14 protein-coding genes and 2 pseudogenes are annotated in these 16,697 nt (G+C 73.4%); 5 read left to right on the top strand and 11 right to left on the bottom strand.

Features of this window, described 5'->3' with window-relative positions; all coding sequences use genetic code 11:
• Positions 1 to 59 precede the first annotated feature (59 nt).
• Positions 60 to 1,007, top strand: coding sequence for a serine hydrolase (locus ACWDA7_RS12815; RefSeq protein WP_450604133.1), 948 nt, complete (start codon positions 60 to 62; stop codon positions 1,005 to 1,007).
• A gap of 22 nt (positions 1,008 to 1,029) precedes the next feature.
• On the opposite strand, the gene mycP is transcribed toward ACWDA7_RS12815, so the two are convergent.
• On the bottom strand, positions 1,030 to 2,208 hold the full coding sequence (gene mycP, locus ACWDA7_RS12810) for a type VII secretion-associated serine protease mycosin (RefSeq protein ID WP_450604132.1): 1,179 nt from the start codon (positions 2,206 to 2,208) through the stop codon (positions 1,030 to 1,032).
• A complete protein-coding gene (locus ACWDA7_RS12805; RefSeq protein ID WP_450604131.1) occupies positions 2,205 to 3,800 on the bottom strand; it encodes a hypothetical protein in 1,596 nt (531 codons plus the stop codon). Before ACWDA7_RS12805 ends, mycP begins: the two co-directional genes overlap by 4 nt.
• A 291-nt stretch (positions 3,801 to 4,091) precedes the next feature.
• Between ACWDA7_RS12805 and ACWDA7_RS12800 the strand changes: the two genes are divergently transcribed.
• Positions 4,092 to 5,294 carry an amino acid deaminase/aldolase gene (locus ACWDA7_RS12800; RefSeq protein WP_450604130.1) on the top strand — a complete coding sequence of 401 codons (1,203 nt, stop codon included), beginning with the start codon at positions 4,092 to 4,094 and terminating at the stop codon, positions 5,292 to 5,294.
• Positions 5,295 to 5,328: 34 nt separating this feature from the next.
• Here the strand turns inward: ACWDA7_RS12800 and ACWDA7_RS12795 are convergent, their stop codons facing one another.
• The 5 genes and pseudogenes from ACWDA7_RS12795 to ACWDA7_RS12775 all read right to left on the bottom strand — a co-directional run bounded on the left by ACWDA7_RS12795 (position 5,329) and on the right by ACWDA7_RS12775 (position 11,131).
• On the bottom strand, positions 5,329 to 6,240 hold the full coding sequence (locus ACWDA7_RS12795; RefSeq protein ID WP_450604129.1) for a DUF2510 domain-containing protein: 912 nt from the start codon (positions 6,238 to 6,240) through the stop codon (positions 5,329 to 5,331).
• 46 nt (positions 6,241 to 6,286) lie between these two features.
• Positions 6,287 to 7,555: pseudogene (locus ACWDA7_RS12790) on the bottom strand (haloacid dehalogenase-like hydrolase).
• A 26-nt stretch (positions 7,556 to 7,581) separates the two neighbouring features.
• Positions 7,582 to 8,373, bottom strand: a complete 792-nt coding sequence (locus ACWDA7_RS12785) for a 3-oxoacyl-ACP reductase (RefSeq protein WP_450604128.1) — start codon at positions 8,371 to 8,373, stop codon at positions 7,582 to 7,584.
• Positions 8,370 to 9,749, bottom strand: a complete 1,380-nt coding sequence (locus ACWDA7_RS12780; RefSeq protein WP_450604127.1) for an aldehyde dehydrogenase family protein — start codon at positions 9,747 to 9,749, stop codon at positions 8,370 to 8,372. The genes ACWDA7_RS12785 and ACWDA7_RS12780 overlap by 4 nt, the downstream gene beginning before the upstream one ends.
• Before the next feature lie 11 nt (positions 9,750 to 9,760).
• Positions 9,761 to 11,131, bottom strand: coding sequence for a glutamine synthetase family protein (locus tag ACWDA7_RS12775; protein WP_450604126.1), 1,371 nt, complete (start codon positions 11,129 to 11,131; stop codon positions 9,761 to 9,763).
• Positions 11,132 to 11,206: 75 nt separating this feature from the next.
• Here ACWDA7_RS12775 and ACWDA7_RS12770 point away from each other — a divergent pair, with 75 nt between their 5' ends.
• Both ACWDA7_RS12770 and ACWDA7_RS12765 read left to right on the top strand, forming a co-directional pair.
• A complete protein-coding gene (locus tag ACWDA7_RS12770) occupies positions 11,207 to 11,953 on the top strand; it encodes a FadR/GntR family transcriptional regulator (protein ID WP_450604125.1) in 747 nt (248 codons plus the stop codon).
• Between the two features lie 83 nt (positions 11,954 to 12,036).
• A complete protein-coding gene (locus ACWDA7_RS12765; protein ID WP_450604124.1) occupies positions 12,037 to 12,726 on the top strand; it encodes a gamma-glutamyl-gamma-aminobutyrate hydrolase family protein in 690 nt (229 codons plus the stop codon).
• Here the strand turns inward: ACWDA7_RS12765 and ACWDA7_RS12760 are convergent.
• A complete protein-coding gene (locus ACWDA7_RS12760) occupies positions 12,682 to 13,662 on the bottom strand; it encodes a LysR family transcriptional regulator (protein WP_450604123.1) in 981 nt (326 codons plus the stop codon). The genes ACWDA7_RS12765 and ACWDA7_RS12760 overlap by 45 nt on opposite strands.
• A 70-nt stretch (positions 13,663 to 13,732) precedes the next feature.
• On the opposite strand from ACWDA7_RS12760, the gene ACWDA7_RS12755 reads away from it, so the two are divergent.
• Entirely contained in the window at positions 13,733 to 14,854 is a 1,122-nt protein-coding gene (locus ACWDA7_RS12755; protein WP_450604122.1) for a TDT family transporter, read from the top strand.
• On the opposite strand, the gene ACWDA7_RS12750 is transcribed toward ACWDA7_RS12755, so the two are convergent.
• The 3 genes and pseudogenes from ACWDA7_RS12750 to ACWDA7_RS12740 form a co-directional block, all read right to left on the bottom strand.
• Positions 14,820 to 15,539, bottom strand: coding sequence for a helical backbone metal receptor (locus ACWDA7_RS12750; RefSeq protein WP_450604212.1), 720 nt, complete (start codon positions 15,537 to 15,539; stop codon positions 14,820 to 14,822). The genes ACWDA7_RS12755 and ACWDA7_RS12750 overlap by 35 nt on opposite strands.
• A gap of 184 nt (positions 15,540 to 15,723) precedes the next feature.
• Complete coding sequence (locus ACWDA7_RS12745; RefSeq protein WP_450604121.1) at positions 15,724 to 16,299, bottom strand: helix-turn-helix domain-containing protein; 576 nt, start codon at positions 16,297 to 16,299, stop codon at positions 15,724 to 15,726.
• Between the two features lie 303 nt (positions 16,300 to 16,602).
• Positions 16,603 to 16,697, bottom strand: a pseudogene (locus tag ACWDA7_RS12740) (peptide chain release factor N(5)-glutamine methyltransferase); the annotation flags it as partial.

Below are 16,697 nucleotides of genomic sequence, written 5' to 3'. Positions count from 1 at the left end.
GAGCCGCATCTCACGTCCGTCCAACGCCCCGCACAGCACGGCCCCCGAGCATCGCGGCCATGGAGTCCCACAGAGCCCGTCGCCGCCGCGCCCGTTCCTCGCGGGGCCGCCCGCTGCTGTACACGATGCTCGCCTCGATCGTCGTCGTCGGCGGTACGGCGGCCGGGACGGCGTATGTGAAGGCGCAGGCGCACGCCGACACGGGCGCCGTATCGTCGCAGTCGTCGGTGACGCCCTCGGCGTCGGCCACGGCGAGCCAGGAGGCATCGGTGGAACCTGCGGCGGAGCCCTCGGTGGACCGGGGCGCGTTGCTGGCGAAGGCCATGAAGTCGGTGCCCGCCGAGGACGGGACGGACGTGGCCGTGGCCGTCCTCGACATGGACTCCGGTGACAGCGCCGTGTACGGCGACGGCGCCTTCGACACGGCCAGCATCGTGAAGGTGGACATCCTGGCGACGCTGCTGCTCCAGGCGCAGGACGCGGACCGCAAGCTGACCGAGCAGGAGAAGACGTACGCCACCGCGATGATCGAGGACAGCGACAACGCCTCGGCGACGGCGCTGTGGACCGCGATCGGGGAGGCGGACGGGCTCGACAGCGCGAACAAACGCTTCGGCCTCACGGACACCACGGGCGGCGACGGTCCTCTGTGGGGCCTGACGCAGACCACGGCGGCCGATCAGCTCACCCTGCTCCAGGAGGTGTTCGGCGACGGCTCGAAGCTCAGCGACGCCTCCCGGTCGTATGTCCGGGAGCTCATGGGGAACATCGCGGCGGGCCAGCACTGGGGGGTGTCAGCGGCCGCCGACGGGTCCCGGTGGGCGCTGAAGAACGGCTGGCTGGCGCGCAGCACGACCGGTCTGTGGGACGTCAACAGCATCGGGCGGATCACGGCCGACGGCCACGACTATCTGGTGGCGACCCTGTCGAAGGGCAACTCCACGCAGACGAAGGGAATTTCGCTGGTGGAGGCGGCCGCGCGGGCGGCGGTCGCGGTGTTCGCCTGACGGCTCGGCCCCGAGCGGGTGCTCACAGGCCCCGGGTGCGCGTCCTGGTGCGGCCCCGCCACAGCACCACCGAGGCCACCAGCAGCGCCACGCCCAGACCGCCCGCCAGCGCGCCCGCCCAGCTCGGGGAGCCCCCGGCGCCGTCGGCCTTGTCGGGGCCCTGGCCGAAGTACTTCTGGCCGTACGCCGCCGGGTGCAGGGACTCCGGTTTCAGCCCGGCCGCCGCCTTGATGGCCGCCGCGGGGTCGATGAACCCGAAGCCGCGGGAGTCGTCCCGACCACCGGTGGGGGCGTTGCGGGCCGTGCGCTCCAGGAGCTGCTTGATCTCGGCCGGGGCGAGGCCCGGATGGGCGGCCTTGATCAGCGCGACGGCGCCCGAGACGAACGCGGACGCCGCGCTGGTGCCCCAGCCCTCGTAGTACTTGCGGTCGGGATCGGCGATGACGACGTCGACGCCCGGCGCGCTGACGGTGGCGTACCAGCGGCGGGTGGAGAAGGAGGCGCGGACACCGTAGCGGTCGACGGCGGTCGCGGCGATCACGCCCGGATAGGCCGCCGGGTACGAGATGTGGTCGCCCTTCTCGCCGCCGTTGCCTGCCGAGGCGACGACGACGGCGCCCTTCTTCAGTGCGTACTGCACCGCGTCGTCCTCAGCCGCTTCGGGGTGCGCGGAGTCCGAGTCGTCGCCGAGGGAGAGGTTGATGACGTCGGCGCCGTGGTCGGCGGCCCAGCGGATGCCCTCGGCGAGGGCGTTGCCCCGGGTGTTGCGTGCCCGGGTGCGGGCCGCGTCGCCGTCCTCGAGGATGACGCGGACGGGCAGGATCTTCGCCTCCGGAGCGACACCCACGACGCCGTCGGTGTCGCCGTAGCCATGGCCGTGACCGGCGATGATGCCCGCCATGGCGGTGCCGTGCCGGGCCCATGACCGGTCGCCGCGCCCCGCGCCGAAGCCGACCATGTCCTTGCCTGTGAGGACGTTGCCTGCCAGGTCGGGGTGGGTCCCGTCGACGCCCGTGTCGAGGACGGCGACGGTGATCCCCTTCCCCTTGGTCGTCTGCCAGATCCGCTGGGTGTGCAGGGCGTCCAGAGCCCACTCCTGGGCACGTATGCCGTCGGCGTGCGCCGCCGTCGCGGGCAGCACGGCGAGGGAGCCGGCGAGCAGGACGGTGAGGAGCCGTGCGCCGGTTCGGTGGGGGGTCATGACGGTTTTCCCGTGGCCGAGGTGACGGTCTTGCGGAGGAGGGCCTCGACCTGTTCGGCGAGTCCGGTCGCCTCGTTGCCGAGGCCGGCCTGGGCGGGGGCCGTGGTGGCGCCGGTCTGCATGGCCTGTACGGCGGGCTGAGGTTCGCTGACGGTGCGGCCGTCGGCGAAGCCCGAGACGGCGTAGACGACGACGGGCATGTCGGCGAGGACCGAGACCGTCCAGGAGGCCCGCTGCGCGTCGCCGAACCTCTCGGCGACGGTGCCCTTGGCCGCGTACGGGCGGGGCATCAGATCGGTGCGCCGGGCGAGGCCCTCTTTCTTGAAGCGGCTGCGCGCGGCGGACATCGCGGCGGCGTCGGCCCGGGTGAACAGCAGGCCGACGGTGGTGACATGGCTTTGGGTGGCGTCCGTGTAGGTGGCGCGCAGCAGCCGCAGGCACCCGACGGGGGCGAGGGCTTTGCGCAGCAGGGGGTCGAAGGCGTCCTTGCAGGTGCCGTCCTGGGCGACGCCGATACGCGTCCAGGTGCGGTCGGCGCCGCCGGGGCCGGCACCCGGTCCGTTGACAGTGGGCGGGAAGAGCTGGTCGACGGGGACGCTGTGCCACAGGCTCCCGGCGACGGCGAACGCGCCCTGCACTCCCTCGCCCGAACCGTCCGAGGTGAGCCAGCTGCCGGTCACCGCACCGCCGATGAGCCCGAGCCCGAGCACCAGGCAGGCGGCGGCCGCGGCGGTATGGGGGTGGACCCGGCCGCCGAACAGCAGCCGGCGTCGGGTGTCGAGGTCGCGTGTGTCGGGCTCGGCGAAGCTCACGAAGGGGCGGGTGGGCGAGGCAGGCCCGGTCTCCTCCTGCGGGTGCTGCAGTCGCGCGGTGGTCTCCACGATGCCCTCGGTGGGCCGGCGGGTGCGCTGCGGCGGCACGCCGGCCGTCGGCGGCGTGTCCGGGAAGCGCGCGGACGCCGCGGGCGGGGGCGGCCCCGCCAGCCGGGTGTTCCGGTCCAGGCGGAGGTTGGGGAAGCGCGCGGATCCGGGTGTGCGCGTCGCGCCACCGTCCGGGTCGCTCCCGGACGCCGGTGCCGTGTCGCCGGAACCGCCGGAAGGGGAATCGCTGTTCGCGCCCGGCCGGTGTGCGGGCCCGCTTGTGCCGGGGCGGGCCGGGGAAGCGCCGGGTCCTGGCCGGTCCGGCGTACCGTCCGCCGCGGCCGGGGGCGGCGTCCCCCAACCCATGGGCGGCTGTTCGGGCCGGGACGGCCCCATGCGGACGGACGTCCTGCCGGGCCGGAGCGGCGCCGCCGGCTGCGACGGGGTGCCGGGCCTCGGGGGCTGCTCGACTTGCGCCGGGAACGAGGACGCGCCGGTGGACGGCGCCTGGGGCGCGGGGGCCTCGGGCCCGGGTGCGCTCCCCGCCGTCGGCGGTCGTTCGGGGCGCGCCGGGATGCTTCCGGGGGCGCGGTCGCGCAGGCGGGACGAGTCGTGCGGGGCGGACGACATGCGGTTCGGCGCCGTCTCGGCCGGTTCATCCGGCGGGGTGGACGGGCGCGGCGGGGTCGTGGGGCGCGGAGGGATGGAGGCGCGGCGCGCTTCCGTGCTCATGCACCCCCCGTTTCGTTGTGGCCGGGCCGCCCCGGACCGTGCCGGGCGATCGACCGCCCATGGGGAGCGGCCGGTCCGCGTGGAGCGGGGCCGCCACCCCGTCCGGACAGGCATACCCGCGCGCGCGGCCACCCATCCCGGGCGTGTCCGCCCGGGCGGGGCCACCGCTTCCCCGCGTGCGCGTCACTCTACGGGTTGAAGCGCCTCGAACGGGAACCAGTCCGCAGCACCGCGGCATCTGCCCGGATCGTCCCCCTACCCTGCGGTAATCGCATCTGGCAGGCTTCGTTCATGACTGCCCGCGCCGCAGACAGGGCCCGCTACGACCGGGCCACCGCTCATCTCGACGCTCCCGTCGCGATCGTGGACCTGGAGGCGTTCGACGCCAACGCCGGCGACCTCCTCCGCAGGGCCGAAGGCAAGCCGATCCGGGTCGCCAGCAAGTCGGTTCGCTGCCGCGCCCTGCTCGAACGGGTCCTGGCCCGGGACGGTTTCGCGGGCATCATGTCCTTCACGCTCAGCGAGTCCCTGTGGCTGGCCCGCTCGGGGTTCGACGACATCCTGCTCGCCTATCCGTCAGCCGACCGGCAGGCCTACGCCGAACTGGCCGCCGACCCCAAGCTGGCCTCCGCCGTCACGGTGATGATCGACGACCCGGCCCAGCTGCGCCTCATCGACGACGCCCGCCAGGGCGGTACCGAAGAGGTACGCGTCTGCCTGGAGTTGGACACCTCGCTCAAGCTGCTCGGCGGGCGGGTCCGGGTCGGCGCACGGCGCTCGCCGCTGCACTCCCCGGCCCAGGTCGCCGAGCTGGCCCGGGTGGTGGCGCGCACGCCGGGCTTCCGGCTGGTCGGGATCATGGCGTACGAGGGCCACATAGCCGGTGTCGGCGACGCGGTGGCCGGGCACCCGGTGCGGTCGCGGGCCATCCGGCTGATGCAGGCCGCGGCGCGCAGGGAACTCGCCCAGCGCCGCGCCGAAGTGGTGCGCGCCGTCCGGGCGGTGGCACCGGACCTGGAGTTCGTCAACGGCGGCGGTACGGGCAGCGTCCAGCACACGGCCGCCGAGGACGCGGTGACCGAGATCGCGGCGGGCTCGGGGCTTTATGTGCCGCGGCTGTTCGACAACTACACCTCGTTCCACGGCCGTCCGGCCGCGTTGTTCGCCCTGCCGGTCGTGCGCCGGCCGGGTGTCGGGGTGGTGACGGTGCTGGGCGGCGGCTACCCCGCGTCGGGCGCCGCGGGCCCTGACCGGCTGCCCGTCCCCCATCTGCCCGAGGGGCTGCGGTACGACCCCCAGGAAGGGGCGGGCGAGGTGCAGACACCGCTGCTGGGCGCACCCGCCGACGACCTCCTCATCGGCGACAAGGTGTGGTTCCGGCACGCCAAGGCAGGCGAGTTGTGCGAGCGTTTCGACGTGCTGCACCTGGTCGAGGGTGCCGAGGTCACGGCGACCGTACCGACGTACCGCGGCGAGGGTCGCACGTTCCTCTGACCTTCGAGGCCCTCCGGGCTGCCGGGCCGGTCGCTCAGCGGGTGGGCCCGATGCTGCTGCCCACTCCCCCGCCCGTCGCCGCGTCGCCGACCGGTCTGATGCCCTTGGTGATCCTGTCCATGTCGGCGAGCGGCGGTCCGTCGGCGCCCGCGTCGAAGGCGAAGCGGACGATGACGGGCGCCCCCGAGCCGACGCTCGAGGGGAAGGCCAGCGACTGGACGTAACCTCCGGGCCCTTTCGCGGTGCTGACGCGCCAGCGGACGAAGTACCCGGCGCGGCTCGCGACCGCGGTCTGACCGGATTTCACCAGCCGGTGGGACGTGATGCCGCCGAAGGGCCGGCTGCCGACCGTGTCGCGGTCGTACTCCGCGTCCGCGGCCTCCGCTATGTCACCTTCGGCCAGCGACCGGGCGGTTGCGCCCGGGCCCGGATTGGCGGTCCGTGAGAGCACCCGGCCGTGGCGGCACAGACCGGGGTCGCCCGGGCAGTCGTAGGTGCCCGGTGTGGTCAGCACGACGTCGTCCTCGGCGACGTTCTCGGGCTTTGCCCAACCCTTGAGGACGGGGAAGGTGATGCCGTTCAGGTCGTCCACGACCACATCCGCGTCCCCGGTGGCGGAGGCGGACGCGGCCGGCGAGCCGGCGGCACTCGTCGGCGCGTACGTCACCGCCGTGGGCGCAGGTCCGGCCTGTGCGGCGCTCCGGCCGTCGTGTCCGAGGACCACCGCCCCGGTGACGATCGCCGCGACCAGTACGGCCCCGGCCGTGCCGAGCGCGACCGCCTTGGCGCGCCGGGAGCCGCCGCCGTCCACCGGTTGCGGCGACAGCGGCGGGCCGTGCACCTCGGGCTGGCGCCGGTGGTCCGTCCATCCGGTCCCGTCCCACCAGCGTTCGGTGAGCGGGTACGACGGGTCGCGGTACCAGCCGGGCGGAGGCGTACTGCTCATCCCGGCCACTCTAGGCCGTGCCCGGCGGCACCGCGCCGGTCCCGTCTCAACTCGCCCCGTACACCGTGTCCTTCTGGTCAGGCACCACCGAGCCGTCCCTTCTCCGGACCGGTCCCCGGCTCCCGTCCGGCTCGTTGTAGGCGGTCGTGGAGCACGGGTACGGTTCCGGCCTGCGCGGGAGCGGTTCGATGAACATGGGGTTGACCAGCCAGCGGCCGTCGGCGTCGTCGTACGCCCTGCATATCAGTTCGCTCTTGTTGCGGTTGATCGCCAGGTGGGCGCCGGTGGCGTCACCGACGAACGTGACGTCGGTGTCGGCGTCGCCCGCCGCGAGCACGGGCCGGTGCGCCGCGTCCTGCTTCCGCCAGGCGGCGGCGCCCCGGACGCCGTAGATCTCCTGGTTGATCCAGCAGCGCTTGCCGTCGATGTACGGGATGACCTCGCCCCGGCTCGCAGGGACGCCTCCGCAGCCCTCGGTGCGGGTGGTGATACGGCCCCGGCGGTCGAGGACCGAGCGGATCGCCATGGTGTGCGCGGCGTCCACGCCGACACCGCGCGACCACACCTCGGTGACGGGTTCGAAGCCGGCGGAGACGATTTAGACGTCGAACCGGGCCTGTTGGAGGGTGCGGATCAGATCGCGCTGCTGATCGTAGTAGCGGGCGTACGCCGGGACCGTGTGGGTGCCGAGGACCCGGGTCGCGCCGACGGGTGCCGCGAGGACCTCCGCGCGCGCCCTGCGGGCGTACGAGGAGACATCGGCGACCGTGTGGCCCGCGAGGAGTTGGGGCACCCAGACGTACTGCGGGATGGTGCGCCGGTGGTTCCAGCGGCCTGCGAAGGCGGCCTCACCGCTCATGGTCGTGCCGTCCTCGTAGATCTCGAGGATCTCGTCCGTGCAGCGGGGTTCGGTGGAGGTCGGCAGGGGCGCGCCCACGGGGGTGGCGGTGCCGCAGGCTTCGGTGAGGGCCCGGTCGGCCGCGTCGGTCAGCCACTCGCTGGTGTGCTTCCAGCGGGCCGGGCGCAGGATCCTGTCGTGTGCCAGTGCCCAGTAGAGTGTGGCGTCGGTGACATCGTTCTTGGTGACCGTGTTGTCCCAGTCGAAGACAGCGACCGGGCGGCGGGCGGACGCGGAGCAGCTGCCCCGCTCATCGATCACCCGTTGCAGGCGTTCACGGTTGTCGCCATACCAATCCCCGCTCAGCCGGGGGCACTTCGGAGGGCAGTCCGTTGAGCGGTCCGCGGCGGCCGGCGAGGGCGACGCGGCCGCCAGTACGGCGGCCGCGGCCAGGGTCCACGCTAGGAGATGTCTCATATGACGTGGACCGTACCCTTTTGCCCCTACAGGGGTGTGACGTACGCGCCCGAGATTCCGCCGTCCACCAGAAAGTCGGTGGCGTTCACGAAGGAGGAGTCGTCGCTGGCCAGGAAGGCGACCGCCGCGGCGATCTCCTCGGCCTCCGCGAACCGGCCGACCGGGATGTGGACCAGGCGGCGCGCGGCCCGCTCGGGGTCCTTGGCGAACAACTCCTGCAGCAGCGGGGTGTTGACCGGGCCGGGGCACAGGGCGTTGACCCGGATGCCCTCGCGGGCGAACTGCACGCCCAGTTCACGGGACATGGCGAGCACACCGCCCTTGGATGCCGTGTATGAGATCTGCGAGGTGGCCGCGCCCATGCGGGCGACGAACGACGCCGTGTTGATGATGGAGCCCTTGCCCTGGCGCCGCATGTAGGGGATGGCGGCCTTGCAGCACAGATAGACGGAGGTCAGGTTGACCTCCTGGACCCGCTTCCAGGCCTCGAGGCCGGTCTCCAGGATCGAGTCGTCGTCTGGCGGCGAGATGCCCGCGTTGTTGAACGCGATGTCGACGGAGCCGTAGGTGTCGAACGCGGCCTTGAACAGCGCCTCGACCTGCTCGGGGTCGGTGACGTCGACCTTGACGAACAGTCCGCCGACCTCCTCCGCGGCCGCCTTGCCGCGGGTCTCGTCCACGTCGCCGCAGACGACATGGGCGCCCTCGGAGGCGAGCCGGCGCACGGTGGCGAGACCGATGCCGCTGCCGGCACCGGTGATGACGGCGGTTCGGCCGGCCAGGCGGCGGCAGATGGTGTCCGGTGTCTGAGCGGTCACTGTGCGGGGCCCTCCGTGCTGATGAAGACGTTCTTGGTTTCGGTGAAGGCGGTCAAAGCGTCCGGGCCGAGTTCGCGGCCGATCCCCGACTGCTTGTAGCCGCCGAAGGGGGTCCAGTAGCGGACACTGGAGTGGGAGTTGACGGACAGGTTGCCCGCGCGGACGGCCTGGGAGACGCGCAGCGCGCGGCCGACGTCGCGGGTCCAGATGGAGCCGGAGAGGCCGTAGGGGGTGTCGTTGGCGAGGCGGATCGCGTCGGCCTCGTCCTCGAAGGGCAGCACGACGGCGACCGGGCCGAAGACCTCCTCGACGGCCACACGCGCCTGCGGGTCGACGCCGGTGAGGACGGTGGGCGCGAACCAGAACCCAGGGCCCTCGGGGGCCTTGCCGCGGAGGCCGGGGGCGTCGTCGGCGACGTAGGAACGCACCCGCTCCAACTGTGCCCTGGAGATCAACGGGCCCATCTGGGTGCTCTCGTCGGCCGGGTCGCCGACCAGGACCGACTCGATCGCGGGGGCGAGCAGTTCGAGGAGGCGGTCGTAGGCGGAGCGCTGGACGAGGATGCGGGTGCGGGCGCAGCAGTCCTGGCCGGAGTTGTCGAGGAACGACATGGGCGCGGCGGCCGCGGCCGCGTCGAGGTCGGCATCCGCGAACACGATGTTGGGGCTCTTGCCGCCGAGTTCGAGGGTGACGCGCTTGAGCAGCGCGGAGCCCTTCGCCAGCACCTGCTTGCCCACGGCCGTCGACCCGGTGAAGACGATCTTCGCCACGCCCGGATGCTCGACGAGCGCGGCGCCCGCGACCGGCCCGTGGCCGGGCAGGACCTGGAACAGTCCCTCCGGCAGCCCGGCCTCCAGGGCGAGTTCGGCGAGGCGGAGGGCGGTCAGCGGGGTCGTCTCGGCGGGCTTGAGGACGACGGCGTTGCCGGCCGCTAGCGCGGGGGCGGTCCCCCAGGCGGCGATCGGCATCGGGAAGTTCCAGGGGGCGATGACCCCGACGACGCCCAGCGGTTCGAGGATGGTGACGTCCAGGCCGCCCGGGACCGGGATCTGGCGCCCGGTCAGACGTTCCACTCCCCCGGCCGCGTAGTCGAGCAGGTCCCGGACGTTGCCCGCCTCCCAGCGGGCGTTGCCGACCGTGTGTCCCGCCTCGAGGACCTCCAGCCGGGCCAGCTCCTCCAGGTGTTCGTCGACCGCCGCGGCGAACCGGCGCAGCAGCCGAGCCCGGTCGCCGGGCGCGAGTGCGGCCCACCGGGACTGCGCCCGCGCGGCGCGCAGCACGGCGGCGTCCACGTCGGCCGGACCGGCGGCGGGGACGGTGGCGACGACCGCCTCGGTGGCCGGGTTGAGTACCTGAAGCTCGAGCTCGTTCGGCACGAAAGAACCTTTCACATGCGTTCGAAGGAGCGGCGCAGCTCCCAGTCGGTCACCGCGGCGTCGAAGGCGGCCAGCTCGACACGGGCCATGTTGTGGTAGTGCGCGACCACTTCGTCGCCGAAGGCGGCCTTCGCGACAGGGCTGTTCTCCCAGAGCTCGGCGGCCTCGCGCAGGGTCGTCGGCACGTGCTCGTACGCGGCGGTGTAGGCGTTGCCCGGGCACGGCTCGGGAAGCTCCAGCTTCTGCTCTATTCCGTACAGCCCGGCCGCCACCATGCCGGCGACCGCGAGGTGCGGGTTGACGTCGCCGCCGGGCACCCGGTTCTCGAACCGCAGCGAGCGGCCGTGGCCGACGACCCGGAGGGCGCAGGTCCGGTTGTCGTGCCCCCAGGCGACCGCGGTCGGGGCGAAGGAGCCGGGCTGGAACCGCTTGTAGGAGTTGATGTTGGGCGCGTACAGCAGCGAGAAGTCCCGCAGGGCGGCCAGCTGCCCGGCGAGGAAGTGCCGCATGGTCTGCGACATCCCGCCCGGATCGCCGTCCGGGCCCGCCATGACGTTGCGTCCGTGCTCGTCGGCGAGCGAGAGATGGATGTGGCAGGAGTTGCCCTCACGCTCGTTGTACTTGGCCATGAAGGTGAGGGAGACCCCCTCCTGGGCCGCGATCTCCTTGGCACCGGTCTTGTAGACGGCGTGCTGGTCGCAGGTGACCAGGGCCTCGTCGTAGCGGAACGCGATCTCGTGCTGTCCGGGGTTGCACTCGCCCTTGGCGGACTCCACGGTCAGGCCCGCGCCCGCCATCTCGTTGCGGATACGGCGCAGCAGGGGCTCGATGCGGCCGGTGCCGAGCACGGAGTAGTCGATGTTGTACTGGTTGGCCGGTGTCAGGCCCCGGTAGCCGGCGTCCCAGGCCTGCTCGTAGGTGTCCTTGAAGACGATGAACTCGAGCTCCGTGCCGACCTGGGCGCTGCGGCCGAGGGCGGCGAGGCGGTCGAGTTGGCGGCGCAGGATCTGGCGGGGGGCGGCGGCCACGGGCGAGCCGTCGTTCCAGGCGAGGTCGGCGATGACCATGGCCGTGCCCTCGTTCCACGGCACCCGGCGCAGTGTGCTCAGGTCGGGGTGCAGGGCGAAGTCGCCGTAGCCGCGGTCCCAGGAGGACATGTCGTAGCCGTCCACCGTGTTCATCTCGGTGTCGACGGCCAGAAGGTAGTTGCAGCCCTCGGTGCCGTGTTCCAGGACCTCGTCGAGGAAGAAGCGCGCGGCGAACCGCTTGCCCTGGAGACGCCCCTGCATGTCGGGGAAGGCCAGGACGACGGTGTCGATCTCGCCGCCCGAGACGAGGGCGTGCAGCTCCTCGACGCCGAGCGGGGGTGTGCGGTGTGCCACGGGAGGTCTCCTTCGGTCCGCCGAGAGCCATAAGGTATTTGCGCGAACCATTGCCTGGGAAGGGGGCGCGGCCAGATGCCGCAGGCGGAATCCGATGGCGGCCCCGGTCGTCCGCAGGACCGGCTGACGCCGGTGTGGCGGCCCGTGCGGGCCGGAAACGGCTTCGAGGAGGCTCTGGAGCAGATCCTTCAGGTCGTGCGCCTCGGGCTGGTGCCCGGCGGCGAGCGGCTGCCCGCGGAGCGGGAGTTGGCGGAGCGGCTGGGCATCAGCCGGGTGACGCTGCGCGAGGTGCTGAAGGTCCTCCAGGACGAGGGCCTGGTGGAGTCGCGTCGCGGACGGTACGGCGGCACCTTCGTACGGCCCCGCATCGACGCGGGCGGTGAGGACGAGCTGCGCCGGCGCATCGAGAAGGTCGACATCGAGGACGTGTTGCGGTTCCGTGAGGTGCTCGAAGTGGGGGCGGCGGGCCTGTGCGCGGCGCACGGCCTCACGGCGGAGCAAGCCGGGCGGCTCCGCCAGGCGCTGGCCCGCACGCAGGACGCACCCCTCGCGGAGTACCGGCGGCTGGACACCCTGCTGCACCTCACGCTGGCCGAGCTGGGCGGGTCGCCGTCGCTGACGGCGCAGTACGCGGCCGTCCGGGCGACGGTGAACGACCTGCTGGACTGCATCCCCCTGCTGGTGCGGAACCTGGAGCACTCGCAGCGCCAGCACGAGGCGCTGGTGGACGCGGTGCTCGAGGGGGACGCGGACGGTGCGCGGGAGATCATGCGGGAGCACTGCGGGGGCACGGCGGCGCTGCTGCGGGGCTTCCTTGCCTGAACAGGCATGCCGCACGGCCTTGATATGGCACCCCCACCCCGCAAAGGTATGGCTGTGCGCCATTGGAATCCCGGGAGGCCCGAGTGACCGGACGACCGCTGATCGGTGTGAGTACGTATCTGGAGGCCGGTACGCGCTGGGGCCTCTGGGAACTGGACGCGGCGCTGCTGCCGGCGGGCTATCCGCGGCTCGTGCAGCGGGGCGGAGGGCTGGCCGCGATGCTGCCGCCCGACGATCCGGCACACGCGGCGGCGACGGTGTCCCGGCTGGACGGCCTGGTCATCGCGGGCGGCCCGGACGTCGATCCGTCCCGCTACGGCGCGCCACGTTCCCCGCGGACCGGACCACCCGCGCCCGAGCGGGACTCCTGGGAGCTCGCCCTCATCGAGGCGGCACTGGCCTCGCGCACCCCGTTGCTCTGCATCTGCCGCGGGATGCAGTTGCTGAACGTCGCCGCCGGCGGCACGCTCGTCCAGCACATCGACGGGCACGCGGAGGTCGTCGGAGTCTTCGGCCGGCACGCGGTCCGACCGGTGCCCGGCACGCTGTATGCCGGGGCCGTACCGGAGGAGACCCTCGTACCGACCTACCACCACCAGGCCGTGGACCGCCTAGGCGAGGGACTCGTCGCCTCGGCCCACGCGGCGGACGGCACGGTGGAGGCGATCGAACTTCCCTCCGCCGGCTGGGTGCTTGGCGTCCAGTGGCACCCCGAGATGGGAGAGGACCTACGGGTGGTGAAGGCGCTGGTCCGCGCCGCGTCCACCGGCTGACGAAGCCGCACGGAAGTCCTGACTCCGCGTCAGGCCGAGCAGGTCCCGGCCCGGCCCCGCCGGCCGGTGGCCGGTACGCCAGACGGCTCGCAGCTCGCGGTCGAGCCGCACGCCCTTGACCGGGACGCTGACCAGCCGCCGGGCCGCGAGCTCCTCTCCGACGGCCAGTTCGCTCAGGACGGCCGGGCCCGCGCCGCTCACCGCGGATGCCTTCACCGCCGTCGTGGAGGACAGCTCGAGAAGAGGGCGGGCCAGCCCGCCCAGGGCGGTGGCCAGGACCTGACGGGTGCCGGAGCCCTCCTCCCGCAGTACGAGTGGTGCCGACGCCAGTTCCGCGGCCGACAGCGGCCTGCGGCGGCGCGCCCACGGGTGCCCGGGCGCGGTCACCACGATCAGGCGGTCATGGGCGACGACCGCCGCGTCCAGTCCCGCCGGCACGTCCAGTCCCTCCACGAAGCCGAGGTCGGCCTCGTTCGCGAGCAGGCGTTCCGCGACCGCCGCCGAGTTCCCGGCCAGCAGGGACACAGCCGTGTCCGGCCGCTGGGCGCGCAGCGCGATCAGCCAGCCGGGCAGCAGGTACTCCGCGATGGTCATGCTCGCGGCCACGCGCAGCCGGGAGTCCCGACGGCCCCGCAGGGCCTGCGCCCCCGCGTCGAAGGCCTCCGCCGCCTCCACGATCCGCCGGGCCCAGTCGGTGACCAGCGCCCCCGCGCCGGTGAGTTGCGAGCCCCGCGGCGAACGGTCCACCAGTGCCACACCCAGCTGCCGCTCCATCGACCGGATCCGGCTGCTGGCCGCGGGCTGGGTGATCCCCAGCTCCCGGGCGGCGCGGCCCAGACTGCCGAGCCGGGCGACGGCGAGCAGCAGCTCCAGCGCGCCCAGGTCCGGCACCCTGTGCGCCAGACCGGCCGCCGCATGCCCGAGTTCCTCACCCATAAACCCAGCTTATGTCGTCATAGGGACACGCTCCCTGGTGAGGCGGCCGTCGCGGCGCAATCGTGGACCCATGGTCACCGCAGCCCAGCCCCTTGCTCTCGCCGTCCCCCGACGGCGCGCCCCCGCCGTCCGGCACCTCGGCCCGAACTGGTACGCCGCCGTGATGGGCACCGCGATCCTTGCGACGGCCGGGGCCGGTCTGCCCGGTGCCGCACGGATACCCGCGCTGCGGACCGTCTGCGCGGGCGTCTGGGCCCTTTCGCTCGTCCTGCTCGTGGCCCTCCTGTGCGCCCGGGCCGTGCACTGGATCCACCACCGCGACCAGGCGCGCGCCCATCTCGACGACCCCGGCACGGCTCCCTTCTACGGCTGCCTCGCCATGGCGCTGCTCGCCGTCGGCGGGGGCGCCATGGTGGTCGGCCGGGACTGGATCGGGTCGGGCCCGGCCCTCGCCCTGGACGCCGTCCTGTTCACCGCCGGCACCGTCTCCGGCCTGGTCGTCGCCGTCACCGTGCCGTACCTGATGATCGTCCGGCACCGGATCGAGCCGGGCCAGGCGACTCCGGTCTGGCTGCTGCCCCTGGTCGCGCCCATGGTCTCTGCGGCCCAGGGGCCGCTGCTCGTCCCGCACCTGCCCGCGGGTCAGCCCCGGGAGACGCTCCTGCTGGCGTCGTTCGCGCTGTTCGGGGCCAGTCTGCTCGCCACGCTCACGATGCTGCCGCTGGTGGTCGCCCGGCTCTTCACCGCGGGCCCGCTGCCGCTGCCGCTGCCCCCGGCCCTGTTCCTGGTCCTCGGCCCGCTGGGCCAGTCCACCACCGCGGTCGCCGCGGCCGCGCACGCGGCGACGGGTGTCGTGCCGGCCCCCTACGCCCGGGGACTCGGCGTCCTCGCCGTGCTCTACGGGGTACCGGTGCTGGGCTTCGCCCTGCTGTGGCTGGGGCTCGCCACCGCGCTGGTGGTGCGCGCCCGGCGGCGGGGCATGGGCTTCACGATGACCTGGTGGGCGTTCACCTTCCCGGTCGGCACCTGTGTCACGGGGGCCGAGGCGCTCGCCCTGCGCACCGGGCTCGCCGCCTTCGACGGGCTCGCGATCGGCCTGTACGCCGTGCTTCTCGCCGCGTGGTGCTTCGCCGCCGCCGGTACGGGCCAGGGTGTCGTCAACGGCGAGCTGCTCGCAGCGCCTCGGCGATGACCTGGGGCGCGTCGGTCAGCGAGGGCCCGTACCAGGTGAGGTGACGCCCGCTGACCAGCGCGCACGGTGTCCCCTCGAAGGCCTCGGGGCCGTCGGCGGCGGTGAAGCGGTACGGCTCGTCGGGCAGCACCACGAGCCCGGGTGCCGCCTCCCGCAGCTCCTCAAGGGCGATCCGCGGATAGCGCTCCGAATGCGTCGCGTACAGGTTGTCGACGCCGAGCCTGGCCAGGACGTCCCCGGCGAAGGTGTCCCGGCCCAGCACCATCCAGGGCCGCCGCCAGACGGGGACGACGGCGGTCGTACGGGCCCCCGGCACCGGCAGCCGGGACCACGCGGCCTCGGCCTCATCGAGCCACTGCGGCCGGCCGGGGGCTCCGCACGCGGTCATCGCCCGCTCCAGCTCGTCGAAGGCCTGCGGGACCGTCCGCACCTCGGTGACCAGGACCTCGAGGCCGGCCTCGCGCAGCGCGGCGAGGTCGGGTTCGCGGTTCTCCTCCTCGTTGGCGAGCACGAGGTCGGGGGCGAGCCCGACGATCCGCTCGACCTTCGGGTTCTTGGTGCCGCCGACCCGGACGACGTCGAGGCCGGCGGGGTGGGTGCACCAGTCGGTCGCACCGGCCAGAGCGCCCGGCACAGAGGCCGCGAGGGCCTCGGTCAGCGAGGGCACGAGCGAGACGACACGCATCACGGCCGCCGCCTCCCGCGGCCGGCCGACGGTCGGGAGGTGACTTCTTCTCCGGGGGTGCCGGGGCCGTCGTCGGACATACCGGCCAGTATTCCGCGGCACCCGGACGGCTGTCCTCCGGACGGGTCGGCCGGGAGCGCCGCCGGGTCGGCGGGCAGACCGCGTCCACGCCGCCCCGGGGGGATCACCGCCGGCCCGGAGGGTTCTCGACCGCCTCGATATGGTCCGCGACCGCGACCACTATCACCCGGGTCTCCGGCACGGTCGCCCGCCAGCGGTGGCGCACTCCCCCGCTCAGATACAGGGCGTCGCCGCGCCCGAGCCGGTGCGCCCGGCCCTCCGCCTCGATCTCGACGGCGCCGTCGACCACGTACATCAACTCGTCGTTGCGGTGCTGGAATTCGCGGCCCTCGTCGTGATCGCCGATGAACTCCATCGCATGCAACTGGTGGTGGCCGCGGACCAGGGGGCGTACCCGCGGCCGTTCCGGCGCGAGCTCCTCGTCATCGGCACGCAGAACGTCCACGCTGCACGCCGGGTCGGCCGCGGCGAGCAGTTCCACGGCGGTGGTGCCGAGGGCGTCGGCGATCCGCTCCAAGGATGGCCGGCTGGGGCGTGCCCGCTCGTTCTCCACCTGGCTCAGGAAGGGAACCGACAGCCCGCTGCGCTCGGCCACCACGGCAAGGGTGAGCTCCAGCGCCCGGCGCCGTCGCCGCACGGCCGTGCCCACTCGAAGGGGCTGTTCTTTGTGGTCGCCCATCGCTCCGGCTGCCTCCCTCGCTCGTCGGTCCGTTGGGCTGCCCGGCGGGCGGGTCGCCGCCGTCCGATGGTCCATCGGTGTACTGCTTCTGTCGAGTTGTCTGCACCCTACGCATGTTCGGCAAACCGTTTCATGCGCCCGTCACATCGGTGTCACATACAAGAGTGGTGAGTGTCTCGGTTCGCGCCACCGGGTGAGCCAACCCGCCTCCGGGCGCGCGCCTCCTCCGGGGCACGCGCGAAAGGGCTGTCCGGGGGCACGGAACGGCCTTGTGGGGCTGCCCCCGGTCCAGTGACGGCCGGGTCCCGAGCCGGTGCACAGGTCCACGATCAGCGGCTCGACGACGTCCATCGCGCGCACCGCGTCTATGGCCCAGCCGACGACCGACTCGGTCTCCG

The sequence above is a fragment of the Streptomyces sp. NPDC001156 genome, from assembly GCF_053598275.1.
The sequence above is the reverse complement of the archived record's forward strand: the minus strand, read 5'-3'. Positions and strand labels throughout refer to the sequence as shown.